This is a genomic window from Nisaea sp. (assembly GCF_017640745.1).
Taxonomy (GTDB): domain Bacteria; phylum Pseudomonadota; class Alphaproteobacteria; order Thalassobaculales; family Thalassobaculaceae; genus Nisaea.
Window position 1 is genome coordinate 1 of record NZ_JAEPQA010000006.1, and the last position, 19590, is coordinate 19590.

The following is a 19590-nucleotide window of genomic DNA, read 5'->3' on the forward strand; positions in this document are numbered from 1 at the left end:
CGTGATCGGATTGGCGCCGGTCGAGGCTACCGCAGCGAAGATCTCGCTCGCGCGTTGGACGAGCGGGTGCTGGTTCGCCTCTCGATACCGCTCGACGGCCCGATTCAGGATGATGTTGGCGGCTCGGAGACGTAGCCAGCGCTCGACATGGTCGACCATCTCGGCCGCGGCGTCGTTCGCCTCCTGGGCTGCCGATCCAGCGCCTTCTCGCTGTCCCAGCGCCCTTAGCTCGCCCTGAGCCTCAGTGAGCGTCCGTTCGGCTCCCTGGACGTCCTGCAGCTGGCGCGTGATCTCGTCGCCGATGCGGGAGATACCCGCGACCACATCGTCCGCACCCAAGCGGCTGACCGCCTCCCGCAGGGCATCTTCATCCAGACCGTCACCCGCCGAGCTCAGGTCGTCACGCTCCTTCTGGAGGCCATGTACGATCACCCGTCGCTCGTCCGATGCCCGGGCCAGTGCAGGGACATCAGCATCGGCCTGAAGGCCGTGCGTCTGGCGAAGCGATGCCAGTTCTTGATTAGCGGCCGCGAGTTGCTCTTCGGCAACCTCATGGTCCGCTTCTGCCTTACGGATGCGGGCCTGGACCTCATCGATACGGGCCTGGCGCTGCTGAGCCTCGTCCAACCGGTTCCGGAGCAACGGCACCAGAACGGCACAATCGGTCTCCTTGCTCAGATCGGCGGCGGCTTCGCCGAGTTCGCTCATCAGGGATCCGACATCGGCCTCATAGGCCGCGATCACCTCCTGCATGTCCCTCAGGCGCTTTGCCGTCTGCAACAGGTCCGCCCGGAGCTTCTCGATCTCCTGCCAGACCGACAGCGCCTCGTCCGCTTCCTCGGGCGCGGCGTCCGACGGCAACCCAAGTGCGGGCACCTCGGCCGCCCACTGCTTGCGCCATTGATTCTGATCCGCCTCGACCTGGGCCAGATCCTCCCGACGCTCCTCGACCTGCTGGCGGCTGGCGGTCAGCGTACGCTTGAGCTCTACCGCTCCCGTCCAACGCTTGTCCGCCGCATCCAACGCGACCGTCACCCGTTCTCGCAGGACCGGCGTCGTAAGCTCCTCGGTGCCGTCGAGCCCAAGTTTCGCGGCCGCACGAATGAGATGGTCCCGGACCTGATGGTCCTCGGCTGCCGCTTCCTGTTCGGCCGACCGCGCTGATCTGAAGTCCCGGAGCTTCGAGAGAACCTGATCCTTGCGCGCCAACCAATCCCGCATATCCGCCGGTGCACCAGGCTTGACGCCGCTCTGCTGCCACAGGGCCTCCCACTCCGTTGTCCAGGTGTGCTTCCGCTGCTCAAGGTCCTCCTGGCGCGTCTCCAGGGCAGCGAGATCCGCTTTGACCTTCTCAAGCTGGCCAGTGGATGTAGCGAACCGGGCAATACGGTCAGCCTCCCGTTCACGGCCATCGGCCAGGTAATCGGCGTGGTGCACCGCACCCTCAAAGGCCTCGGCCACACCGGCGTCCCCGCCGAACTCCGCAAGCGCCTGTTCGGGCAAGTCGGCGCCTTCGACATAGCGGCGCCGGATTAAACGCCATCCATCGTCGCGGTGCTCGCGAGCCGTCTGCAGGGCTTCGGGCGTCGGAACTTCGCCTCCGGCCTCAAGCGCTATGAGTTCGCCTCCCAGATCTCGCTGTTCCGACAGCTTGCGTTCGCGCTCATCGGCCAATGCTTCCTGATCACGCCCGAGGCGATCCAAGGCCTGCCCCAGTCGGGCGACGGCTTCACCAGCGGGGAATGCCCTCTTCGCCAGTTCATCGGCGCCGAGGGACCATCGCCCGAGGCCGGACAGAACGTCGGCAAGGTCTTCCTCGGTCTTCTCGAGCGCGCGTTTGGCCTGAGCATGCCGGGCAGCCGTGTTTCCCAGTTCGGAGGCCGATTTCACGGCGGCCGCCGCGGCCGCAGGGTCGACCGGCGAGCCCGCCTCTTCCAGCTGTCTCTCGGCCTGGCGCACAGCCGCCTCGACCTGCTCGAGTTCATCACGGGCCGAGGTCATCTTCACGTCGAGCCGGTTGGACTCAGCGATCAGCGCCTTCACCCGACCGACTGATCGCGCGGTCGGTGCTCGATCCGCGATCTCCTCCGGCGACATGGACAACCCAAGCTTCTTCAGAAGCTCTTCGACTTGTCCCCATCCAAGGGCAAGCTCCCGTTCGCGGTTCGGTATGCTCCGACACTTGTCGATGTAGTCACCCAGGTGCGTCATGAGGGCGGTGATCCGGTCCGCCGATGCAGGCCACGGGTCCGCGCTCCCAAGCGCTTTCAGGTCACCCCGCAGGTGATCTAGCGCCTCGGTGGTCCTCTTGACTGCCGCGAATGTGTCCTCGAACGCCTTGGTCGCCTGCTGCCAGGTCTCAGCGAAGCCCTCAGGGAGATCCACTCCGTCGCCTAGGGCATCCAGGCGTTCCTGCAGATCCTCGATCCTGCGGAGGATCGGTGCCACCCGGCGGATCCGCTCAAGGGCGCTCTGCTCCCTGCGCGACTCCGCCAAGGCATCCTCGGCTTCCTTCAGAGCCGTTCTGGCCGCTGTGACCGCCCGCTCGGCCGCGACCCAGTGGTCCGCGCGCAGCATCTCGGACTTCATGCGGGAAATGGCCTTCTCGTAGAGATCATGTGCCTGCCAGTACGGCTTCGACGAAGCCTTCCTGATCGGCGCCCCAATGGCGTCCGCGTCGTCAGACAGCTGCCTCATAACGGTCGATAGATGGGCGGTACCGGCACCGGCCTCGAACAGGCTGCGGGCGATGTCGCCACCGGCCTCCAGCATGCCCTTGCCGCCCTCACGCAGACGCTGATGATTCAAGCCGAACATGCGGGTGAAGAAATCTTCCGTCGCGCCGCCCATAAACGGCCCCAAGCTATCCGCCGGAAGCTCTCCGCTCTCGTCTGGCTTCAAAAGGCTATTCCCACGGGCCTTGCGACGCTTAAACGCCAGATGCTGTCCGGCTGCGTTCGTGATCGTCGCGCCGATCCTCAGACGGCTGTAGTCGTGCAAGAAGTTGTATGGCGTGCGCTCGGGGATCCCAAACAGCACGTCACAGATCGCAGCCAATGCGGTTGACTTGCCCGCCTCGTTCGGCCCGTAGATCACATGAAGGCGGACATTGTCGCCCGAAAAGTCCAAGTGCAGATCGTCGAAGTGGCCGAACCTCTCGAGATGGAATTTCTCAATCCGCATCGTGACCGCCCTTAACCCGCGCCGAGCAGGCGATGGCGAAGAGTCGCCGTCGCGCCCTCGAGCACCGTGACTAGGGTCCCGTCATCAACCTCCTTCAGGCCAGCCAGTTCCCGTACGCGTGCTGGCACCCGGGTCAGTGACTGCTCAAGCGAGGCCTTGAGCGCATTCATCTCCTCGGAGCTCTTCAGGATCTCGTCGACCGTTCGCAGGAGCTCGGCGATCGCATCGGCGTCGGTCGAGGCCACAGGCCGCTCAAAGTCCTCGGTCTGCAGAACCACGCGCTCGACCCAGACGTCGCCGCCGACCTGCTGAGCGATGCCAAGGCATTCGGCCCGAGTGCGCTCAAGATCCCCGGCGAGTTCGCTATGCAGCGGTGTACGGCCCGAGATCGTCAGCCGAGCTGCCAGTGTCCGCCCCTCAGCCGCGTCAACAGCATTGGACAGTACGTCCCGGACCCGGGCCAGGGCATCTTCGTACTCATCGGATCCCGATAGATCGACACGCACATGCTCCCATCGCACGACGTCCAACGTGACGTGCTCGACGCCGGTGATCTCATGCCCGTCGACAGTCAGGACAGTAGCGCCCTTAGGACCGGCCTCGTTGGCGTGGCGCCCCTGAAGGTTACCCGGAAATACGACCCACGGATTCTCGCTCAGGACGGCTCGGGCATGGATGTGTCCGAGCGCCCAGTAATCGTAGCCCTTGGCGACGAGTTCGCGAATGGAGCAAGGAGCGTAGAAGGCGTGGCCCGGGCGACCGTCGGCGGCGGTGTGCAGCATACCGATGTTCAGCAAGCCGGGCACTGGATCCGGATAAGCCAGCGCAATGTTTTCGGTAACATCCCGCTTCGGGAAGCTGCGGCCATGGACCGCGACGCTAAGGCCGTCAAGTGTCCACGTTTCGGCGCGGTCGCTCCGAAAGACCTTCACATTGCCGGGCCAGGTCAACGACCGTGTCATCTGGTTCTCTGCGTCGTGGTTGCCCTTGATGACACCGACCCGGATCCCGGCGCGGTCCAGGCGAGCCATCTCGGACACGAAGAACAGGCCGGTCGAGAAGTCCCTCCAATCGCCATCGTAAAGATCGCCCGCGATCAGCAGCAAAGATGCCTCTATTTCGATGGTGTGGTCGACTAACGCTGTGAATGCTCGACGGGTTGCACCGACGAGGTCTGATGCTCGCTCACCGGCGCGCAACGTCAAGCCAGCGAGTGGGCTATCGAGGTGAATGTCAGCCGCGTGAACGATCAACATGAAATGGTTTTCTATCTTCCTTCGTGGGATATGTGCGTCAGCACAAATAGATTAGTTTTCAGCGCTTCCTGGAGATTCATCGCGGTAATGCAGGCGGCCACCTTGGTTAGCACCATTATCGCAGGCTCCCTACTTGCTTAGATCGATTGATTTTTAGAATTCCACAATCAAAAATCAATCCGAGATTGCAGGTGATTTATGAGGAACGTGATGGCCGCCACGCCAATCGACGAGATCGAATCTTGGTCCAAGAAGCTATCGCCTTGGCGACAGGATTGCCTTCGGCGCTTGGCGACTCAGAACACCCTGACAGAGAGCGACTTCACCGATCTCCTGGCCATTATTAGAGACGGCTCAAAACTCTCGCAGACTGTTACGCCGCCGACACCGATTTCCTTCGAACGAAAGCATTTCAGTGGAGGAAACAGCCAGCCCCTTATTCTTAAGGGAATTGCCGAAGTTCAAAACGTCAACCGGCTTCAATCGAACGCCTCCCTTAGCTTTTCTCCCAACTCGCTAACTGTTGTTTATGGAAGGAATGGCAGCGGGAAGAGCGGTTTCGTACGCATTTTTCGAACGGCCTGCCGAACTCGAATTGAGAATCCTGCAAAGCTCAAAGTTCTCGCCAACGTATATGGCGACAATTCAGCCCCACAGAGCGCCAACATAATCATCGACTTGGGAAACGGTGACCTAGCAGTACCTTGGACTCCAGATGGCGAGGTCGACGCACGACTCGCGCCGATTGCCGTTTTCGATTCGGCGTCAGCCCAGCTTTACGTCGATGGCGGCAACCAAATCCGATATTTGCCGTTTGGTCTGGATTTGCCTCACCGGTTAAATTCTGTGGGGATGATTTTGAAGGAGCGCTTGGATGCCGAACGGGCAAGCGCGATCGGAAACAAAGTCAGTCTGACAGCGGTGCCATTTGTAGCGGCACGCCAAACCGCGGCCCAGTCATTTAATCGAAACCTGAACAAAGACACGACTGACCAGCAAATCGATGCCGCCGCGCGATTTGACGACAATGATCAGACGCGTTTGGATGAGATCACTTCAATCTTGTCTGCAGCCTCGACAGCGGCAGCGGACCTAACTGCGCTGCTCTTATGGCTGGATTCCATTCTAAAAGAGAGTGAGGTGGCAATCGGTGCGCTTTCGGACGAAGGACTTGCGAAATGCACCGCAGCGAAGGCCAAAGCTTTCACTGCGCGCCAAGCGGCGGAGGTCGCCGCGACAGAGCTATTCACGGAAGAACCATTGTCAGGGGTCGGGAGCGAAACCTGGAGAGCACTCTGGGCAGCAGCCCGCGATTTTTCTGTCAGCGAGGCTTACGTAGACCAGCCCTTTCCGGTCACAACAAGCGACAGCGATATCGCAGCATGCGTCCTGTGCCAACAGACGCTTCTTCCTGAAGGGGCGAACAGATTGCAACGCTTTCAAGCGTTCATGGATGACACTCTCGATAAATCGGCCTCTCTGGCCGAGACGGCAGTAATCGAAGCGCTTGAGGGTTTGCCGGAACTAACTGGTTTGTCCGCCGCTGATTTCTCCGAACGTCTGGAGCAATTACGGAAACGAAATCAGGCAGCCGCCGAAGCCTTGGCAACTTTTCAAGCAGTTGTCACTAAACGAAGGATCGAAGCCTTTAACCGTCTTAACGGCGAAGCCGAGACTTCCACGCCGGTTCTCACATCCCCAATCGCGCTACTGGCTGAATTGAAGGAGAAATTGCTGGCTGAGAAAAGCGCATTGGAAAAAGTATCAGATGCGGACGAGCGAGAGAAATTTCTCGCCGAGAAAGCCGAGCTTGAGGACCGGAAAATTCTGGCTACGCATCGTTCGAATTTGAGCACCCGACGAGACCTCATGCTTACCGACGCTGCCTATGCCAACGCCCTCGCCGAAGTCCAATCTCGCTCTATAACCCAACGCGCAAATGAACTTGTAGATACCCATCTAACGGCCGCCGTGGTCGAACGTTTCAATCAAGAGCGATCAAGGTTTGAAATCGGGCATCTGAACATTGGACTGACCCGAAAGAGCGGCCAGACCAAAGCAGAATTCGAAGTTGACCCCCAAACGAAGGTGACTCGCTTAACGTCTGAGATCCTGAGCGAGGGTGAACAACGTGCATTGGCGCTAGCAGGCTTCCTAACGGAAGTCGCTTTGACAGATGGCTCCGGCCCAATCGTCATCGACGATCCAGTTTCTTCGCTGGATCGCGACCGAAGCGAGAAGGTTGCGGAGCGATTGGCAGAGGAAGCTGCCAAACGACAGGTGATTGTCTTCACTCACGACATGATATTCTTCAACGAGATTTGTCGCGCTGCAGATAGCATCGACATTGAGCCGACAACAATTGCGCTGTTCAGCGACAAAAGCTCTGCAGGCAAAATTGATGATGGCGGAGTAGCCTGGAAAGGGCTCAATGTTTCCAAACGGATCGGGAAGATTAAGAACCACTCCGCGCCGTTCAAAAAGCTTCAGATGTCCAGCCCCGCTGAGTATGAGTTCCAAGTCAAAAATCTATACGGTCGGCTGCGTGATACGTATGAGCGTGTAATCGAAGAAGTAATATTTAGCGACGTCGTGCGGCGTGGATCCGACGTCGTTCAGACACAGAGACTACGCTACGTGTCGCTCTCAAACGAATTGGCGATCCGATTTCACGAGGGCATGACAAAAGCAAATACGCATAGCCACGATAACCCAGCAGCAGACACTGTGACTGTTCCTGACCCAGAACAATTCCAAGACGACATCAAGGCTCTGGAGCAGCTTATCTCTGATTTTAAATTGGAGAGCGCTGCGGCCGAGGCCGCGCGACCGCAGATGAAGCCTAAAAACTGAGCTCGATAAAGTGGCTAGGAAACGTCAGGGGGAACTCCTGAAGGAAGCGGAGTGCCATTGCGAGGCAGATCGTCTGGGGCCGGACTACGACCTCCATGGCGAGATATTTTTCATTCTGCCGTTAGCGCGGTGTTTCTCGAACGCGGCACGGTGACTCGGGCAATAGAGGTTAATTTCACCGACGATCGCGTGATAGATAGGGGTATTCATAGCGGAAAATAAGCGAATCCGAACGATCACCAACGCGATGCCAGCCCGGACAAATAAGGCGTCTATGTTCAGAAGGTGGTCGCCGCCGTCTATTGGGGCCTCCAGATCGAAGCTTCCTCCCACCAGTTCAAATAGGTCATCTGATCTGCCAAGAATGATATCGTTCGCAATTGGTCGGAAGGCCCCATACCCGAGTTCTGCGACAGCGTAACCGTACCCAATTTTTGCGATAAGTCGTGCGAACTCATGCACCCGAATTTTAACCTGGTGCCCTCCGTCCCACTCCGGATATTTGGCTCTCATCTCTGTTTCAGAGCGATCTTCCGTCAGTACCTTCATTGTCCAGCTTAATGGGTCAATCGAGGCAGCGCGGCCGGACAAGATGCGGGCCTCGCTGAGCAGGTATAGGGGAACCGGTGACGGGTAATCTCGGATTGGTACCTGTAGTGGGCCACCGTCGTATTTTTTCAAAGTAACGTGGGTTTTCCGGCGTCTCTTATTGCGCGTCGGGAAATTGTGTTTGGATCTGAAATATCCCCATTCCTGGCTAGAGATGGGCGTCTCGATCAATCGATTGATTGTTGCCTCGCAGGTCTTGCAACTCGCCTCTGGGAGAATAAGGTTCCCCCCCAGCGCGAGCGGGATAATGTGCTCGTCCCCAAATCTCGGCACATCGTCAGGCAGTTCGGTTTCACCGCAATAGATGCAGATGCCAAGAGGCTCATATCGACTCATATGGAAATACCCGGCGAAGGAGCCAAAATCCAACCAACACAGACGTAGCAAAGGCATTTGGCTGAGTGCATGCCGACACGACACAGCCACGAGCCTATAACAGACGGCAGTTATCTGAAGTCGGCTGCAGATTGAACACGAAAGCAGTCCCTAGGCTACGGAAACCAAAATGCACGAGGCTAAGCGCACTTAATGAACCGGGTGCTTCCCACGCTCTTTCGGATACCTTGCAGACGAACCTCTTGAGCACACGAACCGCGGCCGCGCACAATCAGGGCTCCAGTTCGCTATCCCAATATAGGAAGTCAGACCATGTTCGGTGCAGGTCTTCCCTGATGGACATCGAACGACGTGCAATCGCATCAAGCTGGTGGGGTGTCGGTTCAAAAGGCGCGCGAAGAAGTCTCATCCCAGACTGCTCGAGCGTCAGATTACCCTTTCGGAGATTATCCGCCGGGCACGAGGCAACGATATTGGTCCAGCACGACGCCCCATTGCGGCTCCGAGGGATTACGTGATCGAAAGTCAAATCTTTAGCGTGGAATTGATTGCCGCAATATTGGCAGCGAAACTCGTCGCGTAGGAAAAGATGATATCGGGTGAAGGCTACTCGTCTGCGTTTATGATAGTTCTTTAACGCGACAACAGCTGGCACCTCATGCGACCTGGTTGCCGAGTGCACAAGGACATCCTCATAGGTCTTAAGTTGGATCACGCGTTCCTGCATGACGGCAACGAAAGCATCCTGCCAACTGAGAACCGACAAAGGCGCCCAACTTAACGGCTGCATGTCCGCGTTAAGAACGAGCGTCCGCAGATCGCCGAGCACCGCGCTGGTCATCGCGCGCCCTCCGGCCGAAAGCCTCGCGGCCCCAACAGGAGATCATTCAGCTGGCCAAAAACCGAAGCGAGATTTCTCCGAAAGCGGTTACACGATATCGATAGAATATATATATTATTTCTAATGCATTGTTTTTCATGAAACAATATATTTCTGGCTGCACCCAGTTTTAGCCAGCTGGTCCGGCCGCCGCGCGAGCGCGGCACCACATGATCGAAGGTCAGATCATGCGTCGGGAAGCGGGCGCCGCAATACTGGCAGCTGAAGCGGTCGCGCAGGAAGACGTTGAAGCGTGTGAAGGCCGGACGCCGCGACTGCGGCACGAATTCCTTCAGCGCGATGACACTCGGCAACTTCATCTCGAAACTCGGCGAGCGGACAACGTGGTCGTATTCGGAGAGGATGTTCACCCGGTCGAGGAACACCGCCTTCACGGCATCCTGCCAGGACCAAAGGGAAAGCGGGAAATAGCTGAGTGGTCTGAAATCCGCGTTCAGGACAAGTGCCGGAGAAGGATGAGCCGCCGATTGAACATTCATGCGTGTCTCTCCCTCCGGCCCGAGGCTTACCGACTAGGAAGCCGGCGAGAGAGTACCGCGCCCGACCACAACATATTGTGGGGTATCACGATGTACATGTGTCGCCGACCTCTATTTCCAACACGTTGAGCCTGAACGGCAATCGGTAGATATCAATATATTGTTACGGTTTTTGTAACTTGTCACCGGGTTTTTCCGCACAGCGAATAGGTCCGGAAAAACCCCCCGTTATCCACTGTTATTGAGGTAGCACACGCTGCAGGAAAACAAGTCCGCGGCGCAGTCCGTCCTCATCGATTCCATGCCCGAGGCCCGGCCGAGACATCGATTCGACTTCGATCCCGGCATTCGCAAGCGCTGCCTCGGCCGCAGGCATCGCACCGTGCGGCACAACCTCGTCCGCCTGGCCGTGGACCAGGGAGACCGGAGGTTTCGACCTGATCTCTTCCGCCAGCAGATCGCCACCGACCAGGGCGCCGGAATAACCGACGACGCCCGCCACCGCGTTTTCAAGGCGCGGCGCGAGATGCAGCGACATCATCGTACCCTGCGAGAACCCGACCAGCGCCAGCCGGTCCCAGCCGAGCCCGTGGCGCTCCAGCTCCTGCGCAAGGTAGTTTTCGAGGATCGGCGCAGCTTCGCGGACGCCCTTCAGCATGACCTCCTCGGTCCGCACCTGCAGGCTGAACCATTGCCGGCCGAAGGGAGCCATGTCGCAGGGGAATGGCGCATGCGGCGAGGCGAAGGCGACATGCGGCAGATGCGGCGCCCAGACCGGCGCCAGTCCGATCAGGTCGTTGCCGTCCGCGCCCAGCCCGTGCAGCAGCACGACGAGCGCCGTCGGTTTCTCGCCGCTGGCAGCTTCCATCCGGGGGCCGTCGAGTTCGATCATCTCCGTCTCTCCAAAAAGTACTCGGGACACAGGTTTCTCTCCCGCATCGGCTAAGGTACCTATAGCAGGAACCGCGTCGCGCCAAGCATGGAGCCTCAGCCCTGCCGTCGATACCGCCAGCCGCCAAACCGTCCGGCACCGTCACCCGCTTCGCGCCCTCTCCTACCGGCGACCTGCATCTGGGGCATGCCTATTCGGCACTCTTCGCCGCGGAAGCAGCGGCGCGGGAGGGAGGCAGCTTCCTGCTCCGCATCGAGGATATCGACGTCACGCGCTGCCGGCCCGAGATCGAGGCCCGCAATCTGGAGGACCTCCGCTGGCTCGGGCTCGACTGGCCGGAACCGGTGCGCCGGCAGTCGGAACATTTCGCCGACTACCAGGCCGCGCTCGACCGGCTGGGAGAAATGGGGCTGCTCTACCGCTGCTACCTCTCCCGCCGCGAGTTGAACGAAACGCTGTCCGCCCCGCACGGCGCACCGGAGACCGCACCGACCGACACCGACCGCCTGCTGTCCGACGAGGAACGGGCAAAACGTGAAGAGGAAGGCGCGTCCTTCGCACTCCGGCTCCGCATGGCCCGCGCGATGGAGCGCACCGGACCACTCACCTGGCATGATCGCGGCAAGGGTGCTCAACAGGCCCGGCCGGAGATCTTCGGCGACGTGGTCCTGGCCCGGCGGGACATTCCAACCAGCTACCACCTTTCGGTGACGCTCGACGACGCGCTGCAGGGCGTGACCCTGGTGACCCGCGGCGAGGATCTGTTCGAGGCGACCCATATCCACCGCCTGCTGCAGGCACTCCTCGGTCTGCCCGTGCCGGACTACCAGCATCACGGATTGCTGCGGGACATGACCGGAAAACGTCTTGCGAAACGCCACCAATCAGCGGCAATCCGCGATCTGCGCGCAGAAGGCCTCACGCCGGAGGAGGTCCGCGGGATGGCCGTTCCGGACCGCTTCGTGGAATAAGAACGCCACCGCTTGCCGGACGGCACTACCCGGAGCAAAAATTGCAGAAACGCAACTCAATTGCGGCCGGGAGGAAAACATGGCGCATTCAAGAAAGATCGAGCCCGCGCTCGATATCCGTCCGATCGCGGGGGCGCTCGGCGCGGAGATTCATGGCATCGACGCATCACGCGACCTCGACGCGGCGACGGTATCCGCCGTCAGACAGGCCCTGCTCGAGCATCTCGTGATTTTTCTGCCGGACCAGAAACTGACTCCCGTCCAGCAGCTCGCATTCGCAAAGCGCTTCGGCGAACCAATGATCTATCCCTTCGTCAAGGGACTGGAGGATTTCCCCGAGATCACGCCGATCCTGAAACGCGAGGAGGACCGAAACAATTTCGGCGGCATCTGGCATTCCGACACGGTCTACCAGCAACAGCCGCCCATGGGCACGATGCTCTACGCGCTGGAACTTCCGCCCTTTGGCGGCGACACTCTGTTCGCCAACCAGTACCTCGCCTACGACGCCCTGTCGGACGGCATGAAGGATCTGCTGGGCGGCCTAAAGGCGATCCACATTTCCGGCAAGAGCCGGGTGCAGCAGACCCGCACCGACATGATGAAACACGCGTCTGTCGGGATGAAGGGCGACGAGCTGCAGTCCTGCCATCCGGTCGTGCGCACGCATCCCGAAACCGGTCGCAAGGCGCTATACGTCAATACTGCCCACACGATCCGCTTCGACGGTATGACCGAAGAGGAAAGTGCGCCAATCCTGAATTTCCTTTTCGAGCACCAGATTCAGCCGGAATTTACCTGCCGGTTCCGTTGGAGTCCGGGTGCAATGGCGTTCTGGGATAACCGCGCGGCGATGCATTACCCGATCAACGACTATCATGGGTTTCGCCGGCTGATGCACCGCATAACCCTCGCGGGAGACACTCCATTCTGAAGGGATTCCCCGGACGCGAACACCATTCCAAATTGAGTACAATTTCAATAAACCCACCACTAAATAAAGTGGATCGAGAACCATTTTGCACTTAGTGTTGTGACGTGGCGGCAAAGAATGGCCGTCGGCCGCCTGTTCGGATGGGGGGGACAGGCAGGGCCGGATCTGTTCAAAGAAATCAGCCGGGAACGACCACATTGCCGCATACGAGCCTCCGGGGCCAAGGTAACTTGGGGAACGACTCAGAGCCGCCATTTGGCAGGGCCTCGGGAGGTCTTAGCCAAAATGATCTGCCGATTCCGATCGATGCGGTTCCGGATCCTTTGGTCGTGTTCGATTCCGAGGGTATCATCCGCGGCGCCAATCGGCTGCTCGGGCAGTTGCTCGGCTACAAATCCTCCGATCTGATCGGCCAGCAGGTCGAAATCCTGTTTCCCGATGCCGACCGCGCCGCCCACCGTTCTATCCGCCGCAGCCTTCTGGCGCGCTCCGACGACGCGGCGCCGACCCTGCACCGGGAGGTTTTCGCACGGCAGCGGCAGGGGAGCCTGGTTCCCGTCGAAATGTCCATGATGCGCGTCCCGACCGGGATCGGCATCATGTTCACCGCATCGATGCGGGACAGCTCGCGCCATGTCGAGATCGAGAAGGCACTGACCGAGGCGGTCGACGAGGCGGATGCCGCCAATGTCGCGAAGAGCCGCTTCCTCGGCACCATGAGCCACGAGCTGCGCACGCCGCTGAACGCGATCATCGGCTTCTCGGAGATGATCCAGCACGAGACCCTCGGCCCGATGCCGCACGAGAAATATGCGGATTACGTTAAGACCATTGGCGTTTCGGCCCGGCACCTGCTCGACCTGATCAACGAACTGATCGACCTCTCGCTGATCGAGGACAACAATCTGCGGCTCAAGCTCGAGCGCTGCGATCTGAAGGAAATCCTCCGGGAATGCCGCTCGGTGATCGAGCCGCGCGCCCGGTCGGAAAAGCTGAAGATCCGCGTTCTGCTGCCGAAGGATAATGTCAATCACCCTGTCGATCCGCAAAGACTGCGTCAGGTTCTGCTGAACCTGCTCAGCAACGCGGTGAAGTTCACCGATGCGGGCGGCACGATCACTCTCGCCCTCTGGCGCGATGCGACCGGCGTGAAGATCCAGGTCGCCGATACCGGGACCGGCATTGCGCCCGCGGTACTCGAAAACATCTTCGAGCTCTATGTTCGCTCCGAGGCGAAGCGCAACGTCACGGCTGGCGGGCTCGGCATCGGCCTGCATGTCTCCAAACGGCTGACCGAGGCGATGGGCGGCACCATAGGTGTGGAAAGCGAGCTTGGCCGCGGAACGACGGTGACGCTATCCTTCCCTCCGACGACTGCGACACCCGCCAACGAGAGATAAACGTCCCATGCCCAGCATCAGGATCCCGGCCTGTTTCATGCGCGGCGGTTCCAGCAAGGGCGTGTTCTTTACGGCGGCCGAGCTCCCGGCGGCGCATGCCGAATGGGATCCTCTTTTCCTCTCGGTTATCGGCAGTCCGGATCCCTATGGCCGGCAATTGAACGGCATGGGCGGCGGCGTCTCCTCGCTCTCGAAAGCCGCCGTGATTTCGGCGAGCCTGCGCGAAGAGGCCGATCTCGATTTCACCTTCGCCCAGGTCGCGGTCGGCGAGGCTCTGGTCGATTACAGCTCGAACTGCGGCAATCTCTCCTCCGCAGTGGCGCCTTTCGCGCTCGAACGCGGACTGATCCGGCTCGAGGACGGACCGGCCTCCGTCCGCATTTTCAACACCAACACAAACAAGGTCCTGATCGCCCATTTCGAGGTTTCGGGCGGGCGCGCGGTCGAGACCGGCACCTTCGCCATTCCGGGCGTCTCCGGCTCCGGTGCGCCGATCCGCCTGGAGTTTCTCGATCCCGCCGGCGCCGGGACCGGCCGCCTCTTCCCCAGCGGCAATCTCAAAGACCGGATCGTGGCCGAGGACGGTCGCGCCTTCGAAGCAACCCTGCTCGATGTCGGCAATCCCTGCGTCTTTGTCGATGCGGCTGCTTTCGGCCGGACGGGAAACGAGATGATCCGGGAGCTGGAGAGCGACACCGCCCTGATGACCCTTCTGGAGGATCTGCGCCGCAAGGCCGCGGTCCTGATGGGCCTCGCGGAGGACGAAAGCGCGGCGCCGTCGGCAGTCCCGAAGATCGCGATCGTCGGCGCGCCTCTTCCCGCAAAGGATCTCGCCGGCAATGCGATCGATCCGGCCGCCGCCGACCTCGCTGTCCGGATGCTCTCGATGGAGAACGTCCACCGGGTCCTGCCGCTGACGGGAGCCATGTGCTCCGCCGTCGCCAGCCGCATTCCCGGCACCGTTCCGGCAGATCTCGCGCGGCAGGCCGATGGCGACGTGCGGCTCGCCAATCCCTCGGGCATTCTTCCCATCGGAACCGATGTCAGCCTCGACGGTGCGCCGACGGTCCGCTCCGTCACGGTGATTCGGACGGCGCGGCTGCTGATGACCGGAGAGGTCGTCCTGCCGTCCTAGCGGTAGAAGGCGATCAAAGCCACCGAAGCACAGACGATCAGGACAGCAACGGCAATCTTCACGGTCAGCACCTCGCGGCGGAAGATTGCCAGACTGAGCATCATGCTGAAGATCGGCGCTGCGGCGATGATCGGCACGACGGTCACGACCTCGCCGAGTAGAAGTGCCTGATTGAGGCAGACCACCGCAAAGCCGAATGCAAGCCCGGCGAGAGCGAAGTGTCTCGGCCCCGGCGCATTCCAGACGAACGGCGCATCGACTTTCTTCACGAATCGCGCACCGGTGGCGATGAACGCAGAAACGGTGAATCCGACCAGCGTGGCGAAATAGGAATCGGGGATGAACTCCATTCCGACCTTGGAAAGCACATGCGCCAAGGCCCTGAGCATAGCCGCGCCCAGCGGAAACAGCAGGGCCCAGAGCGGCCAGGAATGCGTGCTCAGCTTTCCCCGCCGGGACAGCATGAACACGCCCGCGACGATCCCCGCCGTTCCGAGCGCAGTCGCCGGCGTCAGATGTTCCCCGAGCAGGAAGATACCGAGCGCCAGCCCCCAGAGCGGCGAGGTCGAGGCCAGTGTCGAGGCCAATGTGGGGCCGAGATAGCGGATTCCGATGACCGAGAGGTTTGCCGAGAGCGCCGGCCGGAAAAGACCGACCGCGGCGAAGATCAAGACCGCCGGGTGCAGCCAGTGGGACCAGTCCATGAAGATTGGCGCGACGACCCAGTACATCAGAGCGGAGAACGTGATCGATATTGCCGCGCCGGTCCGCGAATCCAGGGTCTGGACCCCGAGATTCTGGAACTGACCGCCGACGGCGAACATGAAGGCCGCAAAGAGCGCCAGCAGCGGCGGGACGTATTCAGTCATCGGTCGACCAGTCGGCAAGAGATGGAGATGCGGGCCGACAGAGCGCCCCGACCGACTGATTTTCAAGCAAGAATAAGTATCGCGAAAGCGCCGATCGCGGCACGGGTGCTATGCCAGATCGCGCCGCCAATGCTGCTCGGTAAGCGCCTGTCCGTAGATCTCCATATCCTCGCTCCGTTCAAGCGAGAACCCCGCCGCCTGGTAGACCCGGCGCGCCGCCGTCAACACACTGAAGGTGGAGAGCACCATATCGCCATATCCGCGGTTCCGGGCGAAGTCGATGCAGGCGCCGACCAGCTTGTGCCCGAGCCCGAGACCGCGCGCCCAAGGCTCGACATAGACGATCCTGAGCCTCGCCGTCGTGTCTCCATCCCGGACCACGGCGGCCGATCCGGCGATCCGTCCTTCATGCTCCGCGATCCAGAGACAGTCATCATCCGGATTGTAGCTCTCGAGGAATTCTCGTCCGATCTTCAGAAGGGTCAGCTCGAAAGCGCCGTCCCATCCGTATTCCTCGGCATAGAGCGTGGCCTGCCGCGAGAGGATCCAGGAAAGCTCGCCGATGCGATGCGGCCGTATGACCGGAACGGAAGGAGACGCCATGCCGCGGAGAAGCCGTTCGGCCGCCTGCAGACTGTCGACGAGGTCACGCTGCTTCGCCGGCGGGAGAGGTTCCAGCACTTCGCCGATCTCGGCCCTCGATCGCGCCTCGAGGGTTTCGAGCGCCGCCACGCCGCTTTCGGTCAGGGACAGCAGTTGCCGGCGCCGGTCTCGCTCCGAGACACGGTGCGAGACCAGTCCTTTTCGCTTCAGTCCGCCGAGCAGCCGACTGAGATAGCCAGGATCGAGGCCAAGCAACTCCGCCAGATCGCGCGCCGTCATGCCGTCGTGATGCCCGAGTTCGAAGATCACACGGGCTTCGGGCGGGGTGAAATCGCTGTCCAGCAGACGCTCCTTCAGCACCCCGACCTTACCGGTGAAGAAGCGGCTGAAATGCCGAACCGCTTCGACCGGATCCTGACGCAGTTCCACCATGCGAACCTCCTTTGAGGTCCTCACGGTGACGCAATCAATTGCTTTCGGCAATCAATTAATTGCTAACAGCAATCACCTTGCCTTTGGAGGTCGTTGCGAGAAGCGGCGCCCGAAGACACCCTCGGCGATGCGGTTCTTCATCATCTCGAGACTGCCGCCGGCGATCTGCCAGCCACGGGTCCGGCGCCAGCAATATTCGACCAGGCTCTCCTCGGTATAGCCGAGCGCGCCCAGCACCTGCATGGCGTCGTTGGCGGCGCGGAAGCCTGCTTCATTACAGAGCAGCTTGGTGATCGCCGTGTCGTAGGCGGACGGAAGCCGGTCGGTCGCTTCCGTCGCGACCTTGTAGAGCATGAGCTGCGCCGCCTCCATCTGCGCTGCGGCTTCCGCGAACTTCCACTGGATACCCTGGAAATCGGCCAGCTCGCGGCCGAACTGCTTGCGCGTGAGGGCGTGTTCCTTCGCGATCTCGAAGGCATGCCGGCCGAAGGCGAGCGCGCGGGCGGAGTTGCCGATCCGCTCCACGTTGAAGGCCGAGATCTGCTTGCGGAACCCGCCCTCGCCGAGGAGCACGTTCTCCGCCGGGACATAGACATTATCGAAATAGAGCTGGCACCAGTGTTCGCCGCCGACATAGCGCACCGGCTCTCCGAAGGTGAACCCTTCCTGCCCGCGCTCGAGAATCACCGATCCGATGCCATCGACACCGGGACCGTAGCGGACATAGATCAGGAAGATCTCCGCCTCAGGGCTGTGGGTGGAGAAGACCTTGCTGCCATTGACCCGGAAACCGTCTCCGTCGGGGGTCGCCGAGGTCACGAGTTCGGTCGCCGCGGAGCCCGCTTCCGGCTCGCTCATGCCGAGCGAGATCGCGATCTCTCCGGCGAGCAGGCGGGTCAGCCACTTTTCCTTCTGCAACGGCGTCGCATATTCGGCAAAGGTACGGATCGGGCCGAAATTCCCGGCCTGGATGACGTCGGCGCTGCGCGGGCAGACTTCGGCGACCGCCTGGATCGCAAGCACCGCATCCATCACCGTGCCGCCCTGACCGCCATCCTCTTCGGAGAAGGTGATGCCCATCAGGCCCTGTTCGGCCATCAGCTTGGCAATCTCGAAGGGGAAGCCGTCCTCGTGCGCCCGGGCAAGCGCACGGTCGCGAAGATGACGTTCCGCGAAGCCGCGCACCGCATCCTGGAAGAGCCGCTGCTCCTCGCTCAAACTGAAGTCCAAGTCCGCCTCCCGGTGGTTCTTATTGATCGGCGACTGTCCCATCCGGGCGCCGGCGGCTCAACAGCGCTTTCCGTCAAGATGCGGAGTCCACTTGGGAAAGATTGCGACCGAAGCCGGCCCTATCCGGCTTTGCGCGCCGGGACGGCGACCGGCAGTTCGGCAAGCGTGCGCATCTTTTCGAGGCCCCAGATCGCCTTTCGCAGATTGTCACTTTCGGAACCGAGGACTTCCGCCGTCAGCTCCATGAACTTGGCGTCGAGCTCGGCATCGCTCAGCGGCGCGTCGGGATCGCCCTTTCGCGTCGGCGCGTAGTGGCTGAAGCGACGTCCGTCCACCGTCTCGATCATCACGCGGGCGGACCGCTTCTTTGGGAATGCCGCCTCGCAATCCGGGTCGACCGAATGCACGACCTTCGCCGCCAAGGCGCGGATGTCGGGATTGGCGAGCGTCTCGGGCGTGAAGGCGGCGATCCGGACCGCGCCGGTCGCAATCGCCGCGCCGACGCAATAGGGCAGCGAGAACTTCGCCTCGAACGCCGTCTTCGGATCCGCGTTCCCGCAGATCTCCAGCGACTTCGCATAGGACCCAACCTCGATGCGTGCGATATCCGCGGCCGCGAGGCAGTTTGCGGCGACGATCTCCCGCGCCGCGTCCACAGCGGCGTGGACATGACCGCAGGCGGCATGGTTCTTCTGTGTCGTCCGCTCGATGGTCCAGTCCGTGCCGAGACCGGCAACCGCTTCCGTCCAGTCGACGTCCCGGCTCATCGCGGCGCCGAACCCGGCCGCGCCGTCGAGAATGTCCAGCGCCCCCGTCACTCCGGCTTCCGCCATGAGCGCCGCGAGCACGCCGCCTTCGGCCGCCCGGCCGGCATGCAGCGGCTTGCTCATCGCCTCAGCCCGGAAGGCCTGCTGCAGCCCTGCCGCCATGGTGCCGGCACTGGCCAGCGCATGCGCCGTCTGCGCCGCGCTCAGCCCAAGAATCGCCGAAGAGGCCGCTGCGGCGCCGAAGAATCCGACGGTCGCAGTGGTGTGCCAGAAATCGTAATGCGCCGGATTGACCGCGGCGGCGATCCGATTGGCGGTCTCGTAGCCCGCGATCACCGCGCGCAGAAAATCATCGCCGGAAACGCCCTTGTCCTCGGCAAGCGCAAGCGCCGCCGGGATCACGACCACACCCGGATGGAACAGCCCGTCCCGGTAAATATCGTCGAACTCGACAGTGTGCGAGGCCGCACCGTTGATCAACGCGGCCGCCCGCGCCGTCGCATGGCGGCCGGAGGGAACGATTCTGGAGCGTCCGCGGTCGAGGTCCTCGGCAATCGCATTCTCAAGAAGCGTCGCAGGCGCCAGAACGCCCCCCGGCACGGCGGCGGCGAACCAGTCGAGCACGCAGCGCCGGGCATGATGACGCGCGCCCTCGGGGATCTCTGTATTGTCCAGGCCGGCGATAAAATCGGCAAAAATCTCGATGGGGCTCTTCTCGGCCATTTCCCGTCCTCCCTATT

Annotated in this window: 15 protein-coding genes; 5 read left to right on the forward strand and 10 right to left on the reverse strand. The window is 61.3% G+C overall.

Annotation, left to right across the window (positions count from 1 at the left end):
- On the reverse strand, positions 1–3183 hold a 3183-nt coding region (locus JJ959_RS06225; protein WP_292880953.1), incomplete at its 3' end, for a YhaN family protein.
- 11 nt (positions 3184–3194) lie between these two features.
- Entirely contained in the window at positions 3195–4439 is a 1245-nt protein-coding gene (locus tag JJ959_RS06230) for a DNA repair exonuclease (protein ID WP_292880956.1), read from the reverse strand.
- A 210-nt stretch (positions 4440–4649) separates the two neighbouring features.
- On the opposite strand from JJ959_RS06230, the gene JJ959_RS06235 reads away from it, so the two are divergent.
- Positions 4650–7292 (forward strand): AAA family ATPase, encoded by a 2643-nt coding sequence (locus JJ959_RS06235; protein WP_292880959.1) that lies wholly within the window; start codon positions 4650–4652, stop codon positions 7290–7292.
- A gap of 84 nt (positions 7293–7376) precedes the next feature.
- Here the strand turns inward: JJ959_RS06235 and JJ959_RS06240 are convergent, their stop codons facing one another.
- From JJ959_RS06240 to JJ959_RS06255, 4 genes are all read right to left on the reverse strand, one after another.
- Complete coding sequence (locus tag JJ959_RS06240; RefSeq protein ID WP_292880963.1) at positions 7377–8237, reverse strand: HNH endonuclease; 861 nt, start codon at positions 8235–8237, stop codon at positions 7377–7379.
- 271 nt (positions 8238–8508) lie between these two features.
- Positions 8509–9078 (reverse strand): HNH endonuclease, encoded by a 570-nt coding sequence (locus JJ959_RS06245; RefSeq protein WP_292880965.1) that lies wholly within the window; start codon positions 9076–9078, stop codon positions 8509–8511.
- Positions 9075–9617, reverse strand: coding sequence for an HNH endonuclease (locus JJ959_RS06250; RefSeq protein ID WP_292880967.1), 543 nt, complete (start codon positions 9615–9617; stop codon positions 9075–9077). Before JJ959_RS06250 ends, JJ959_RS06245 begins: the two co-directional genes overlap by 4 nt.
- A gap of 238 nt (positions 9618–9855) precedes the next feature.
- Positions 9856–10509, reverse strand: coding sequence for a dienelactone hydrolase family protein (locus tag JJ959_RS06255; RefSeq protein ID WP_292880968.1), 654 nt, complete (start codon positions 10507–10509; stop codon positions 9856–9858).
- 110 nt (positions 10510–10619) lie between these two features.
- On the opposite strand from JJ959_RS06255, the gene gluQRS reads away from it, so the two are divergent.
- From gluQRS to JJ959_RS06275, 4 genes are all read left to right on the forward strand, one after another.
- Positions 10620–11480, forward strand: coding sequence for a tRNA glutamyl-Q(34) synthetase GluQRS (gene gluQRS / locus JJ959_RS06260; RefSeq protein WP_292881283.1), 861 nt, complete (start codon positions 10620–10622; stop codon positions 11478–11480).
- A 79-nt stretch (positions 11481–11559) separates the two neighbouring features.
- Positions 11560–12414 (forward strand): TauD/TfdA family dioxygenase, encoded by an 855-nt coding sequence (locus tag JJ959_RS06265; protein ID WP_292880971.1) that lies wholly within the window; start codon positions 11560–11562, stop codon positions 12412–12414.
- Between the two features lie 140 nt (positions 12415–12554).
- On the forward strand, positions 12555–13814 hold the full coding sequence (locus JJ959_RS06270; RefSeq protein WP_292880974.1) for an ATP-binding protein: 1260 nt from the start codon (positions 12555–12557) through the stop codon (positions 13812–13814).
- 7 nt (positions 13815–13821) lie between these two features.
- On the forward strand, positions 13822–14949 hold the full coding sequence (locus JJ959_RS06275; RefSeq protein ID WP_292880977.1) for a PrpF domain-containing protein: 1128 nt from the start codon (positions 13822–13824) through the stop codon (positions 14947–14949).
- On the opposite strand, the gene JJ959_RS06280 is transcribed toward JJ959_RS06275, so the two are convergent.
- The 4 genes from JJ959_RS06280 to JJ959_RS06295 form a co-directional block, all read right to left on the reverse strand.
- Positions 14946–15818 carry a DMT family transporter gene (locus JJ959_RS06280; protein ID WP_292880980.1) on the reverse strand — a complete coding sequence of 291 codons (873 nt, stop codon included), beginning with the start codon at positions 15816–15818 and terminating at the stop codon, positions 14946–14948. The two genes, JJ959_RS06275 and JJ959_RS06280, sit on opposite strands and share 4 nt — an antisense overlap.
- Positions 15819–15926: 108 nt before the next feature.
- Positions 15927–16853: a helix-turn-helix domain-containing GNAT family N-acetyltransferase gene (locus tag JJ959_RS06285; RefSeq protein ID WP_292880983.1), complete on the reverse strand. Its 927-nt coding sequence runs from the start codon at positions 16851–16853 to the stop codon at positions 15927–15929.
- A gap of 72 nt (positions 16854–16925) precedes the next feature.
- Positions 16926–18083 carry an acyl-CoA dehydrogenase gene (locus tag JJ959_RS06290; RefSeq protein ID WP_292880986.1) on the reverse strand — a complete coding sequence of 386 codons (1158 nt, stop codon included), beginning with the start codon at positions 18081–18083 and terminating at the stop codon, positions 16926–16928.
- Positions 18084–18202: 119 nt separating this feature from the next.
- Positions 18203–19573 (reverse strand): MmgE/PrpD family protein, encoded by a 1371-nt coding sequence (locus JJ959_RS06295; protein ID WP_292880987.1) that lies wholly within the window; start codon positions 19571–19573, stop codon positions 18203–18205.
- Positions 19574–19590 lie beyond the last annotated feature (17 nt).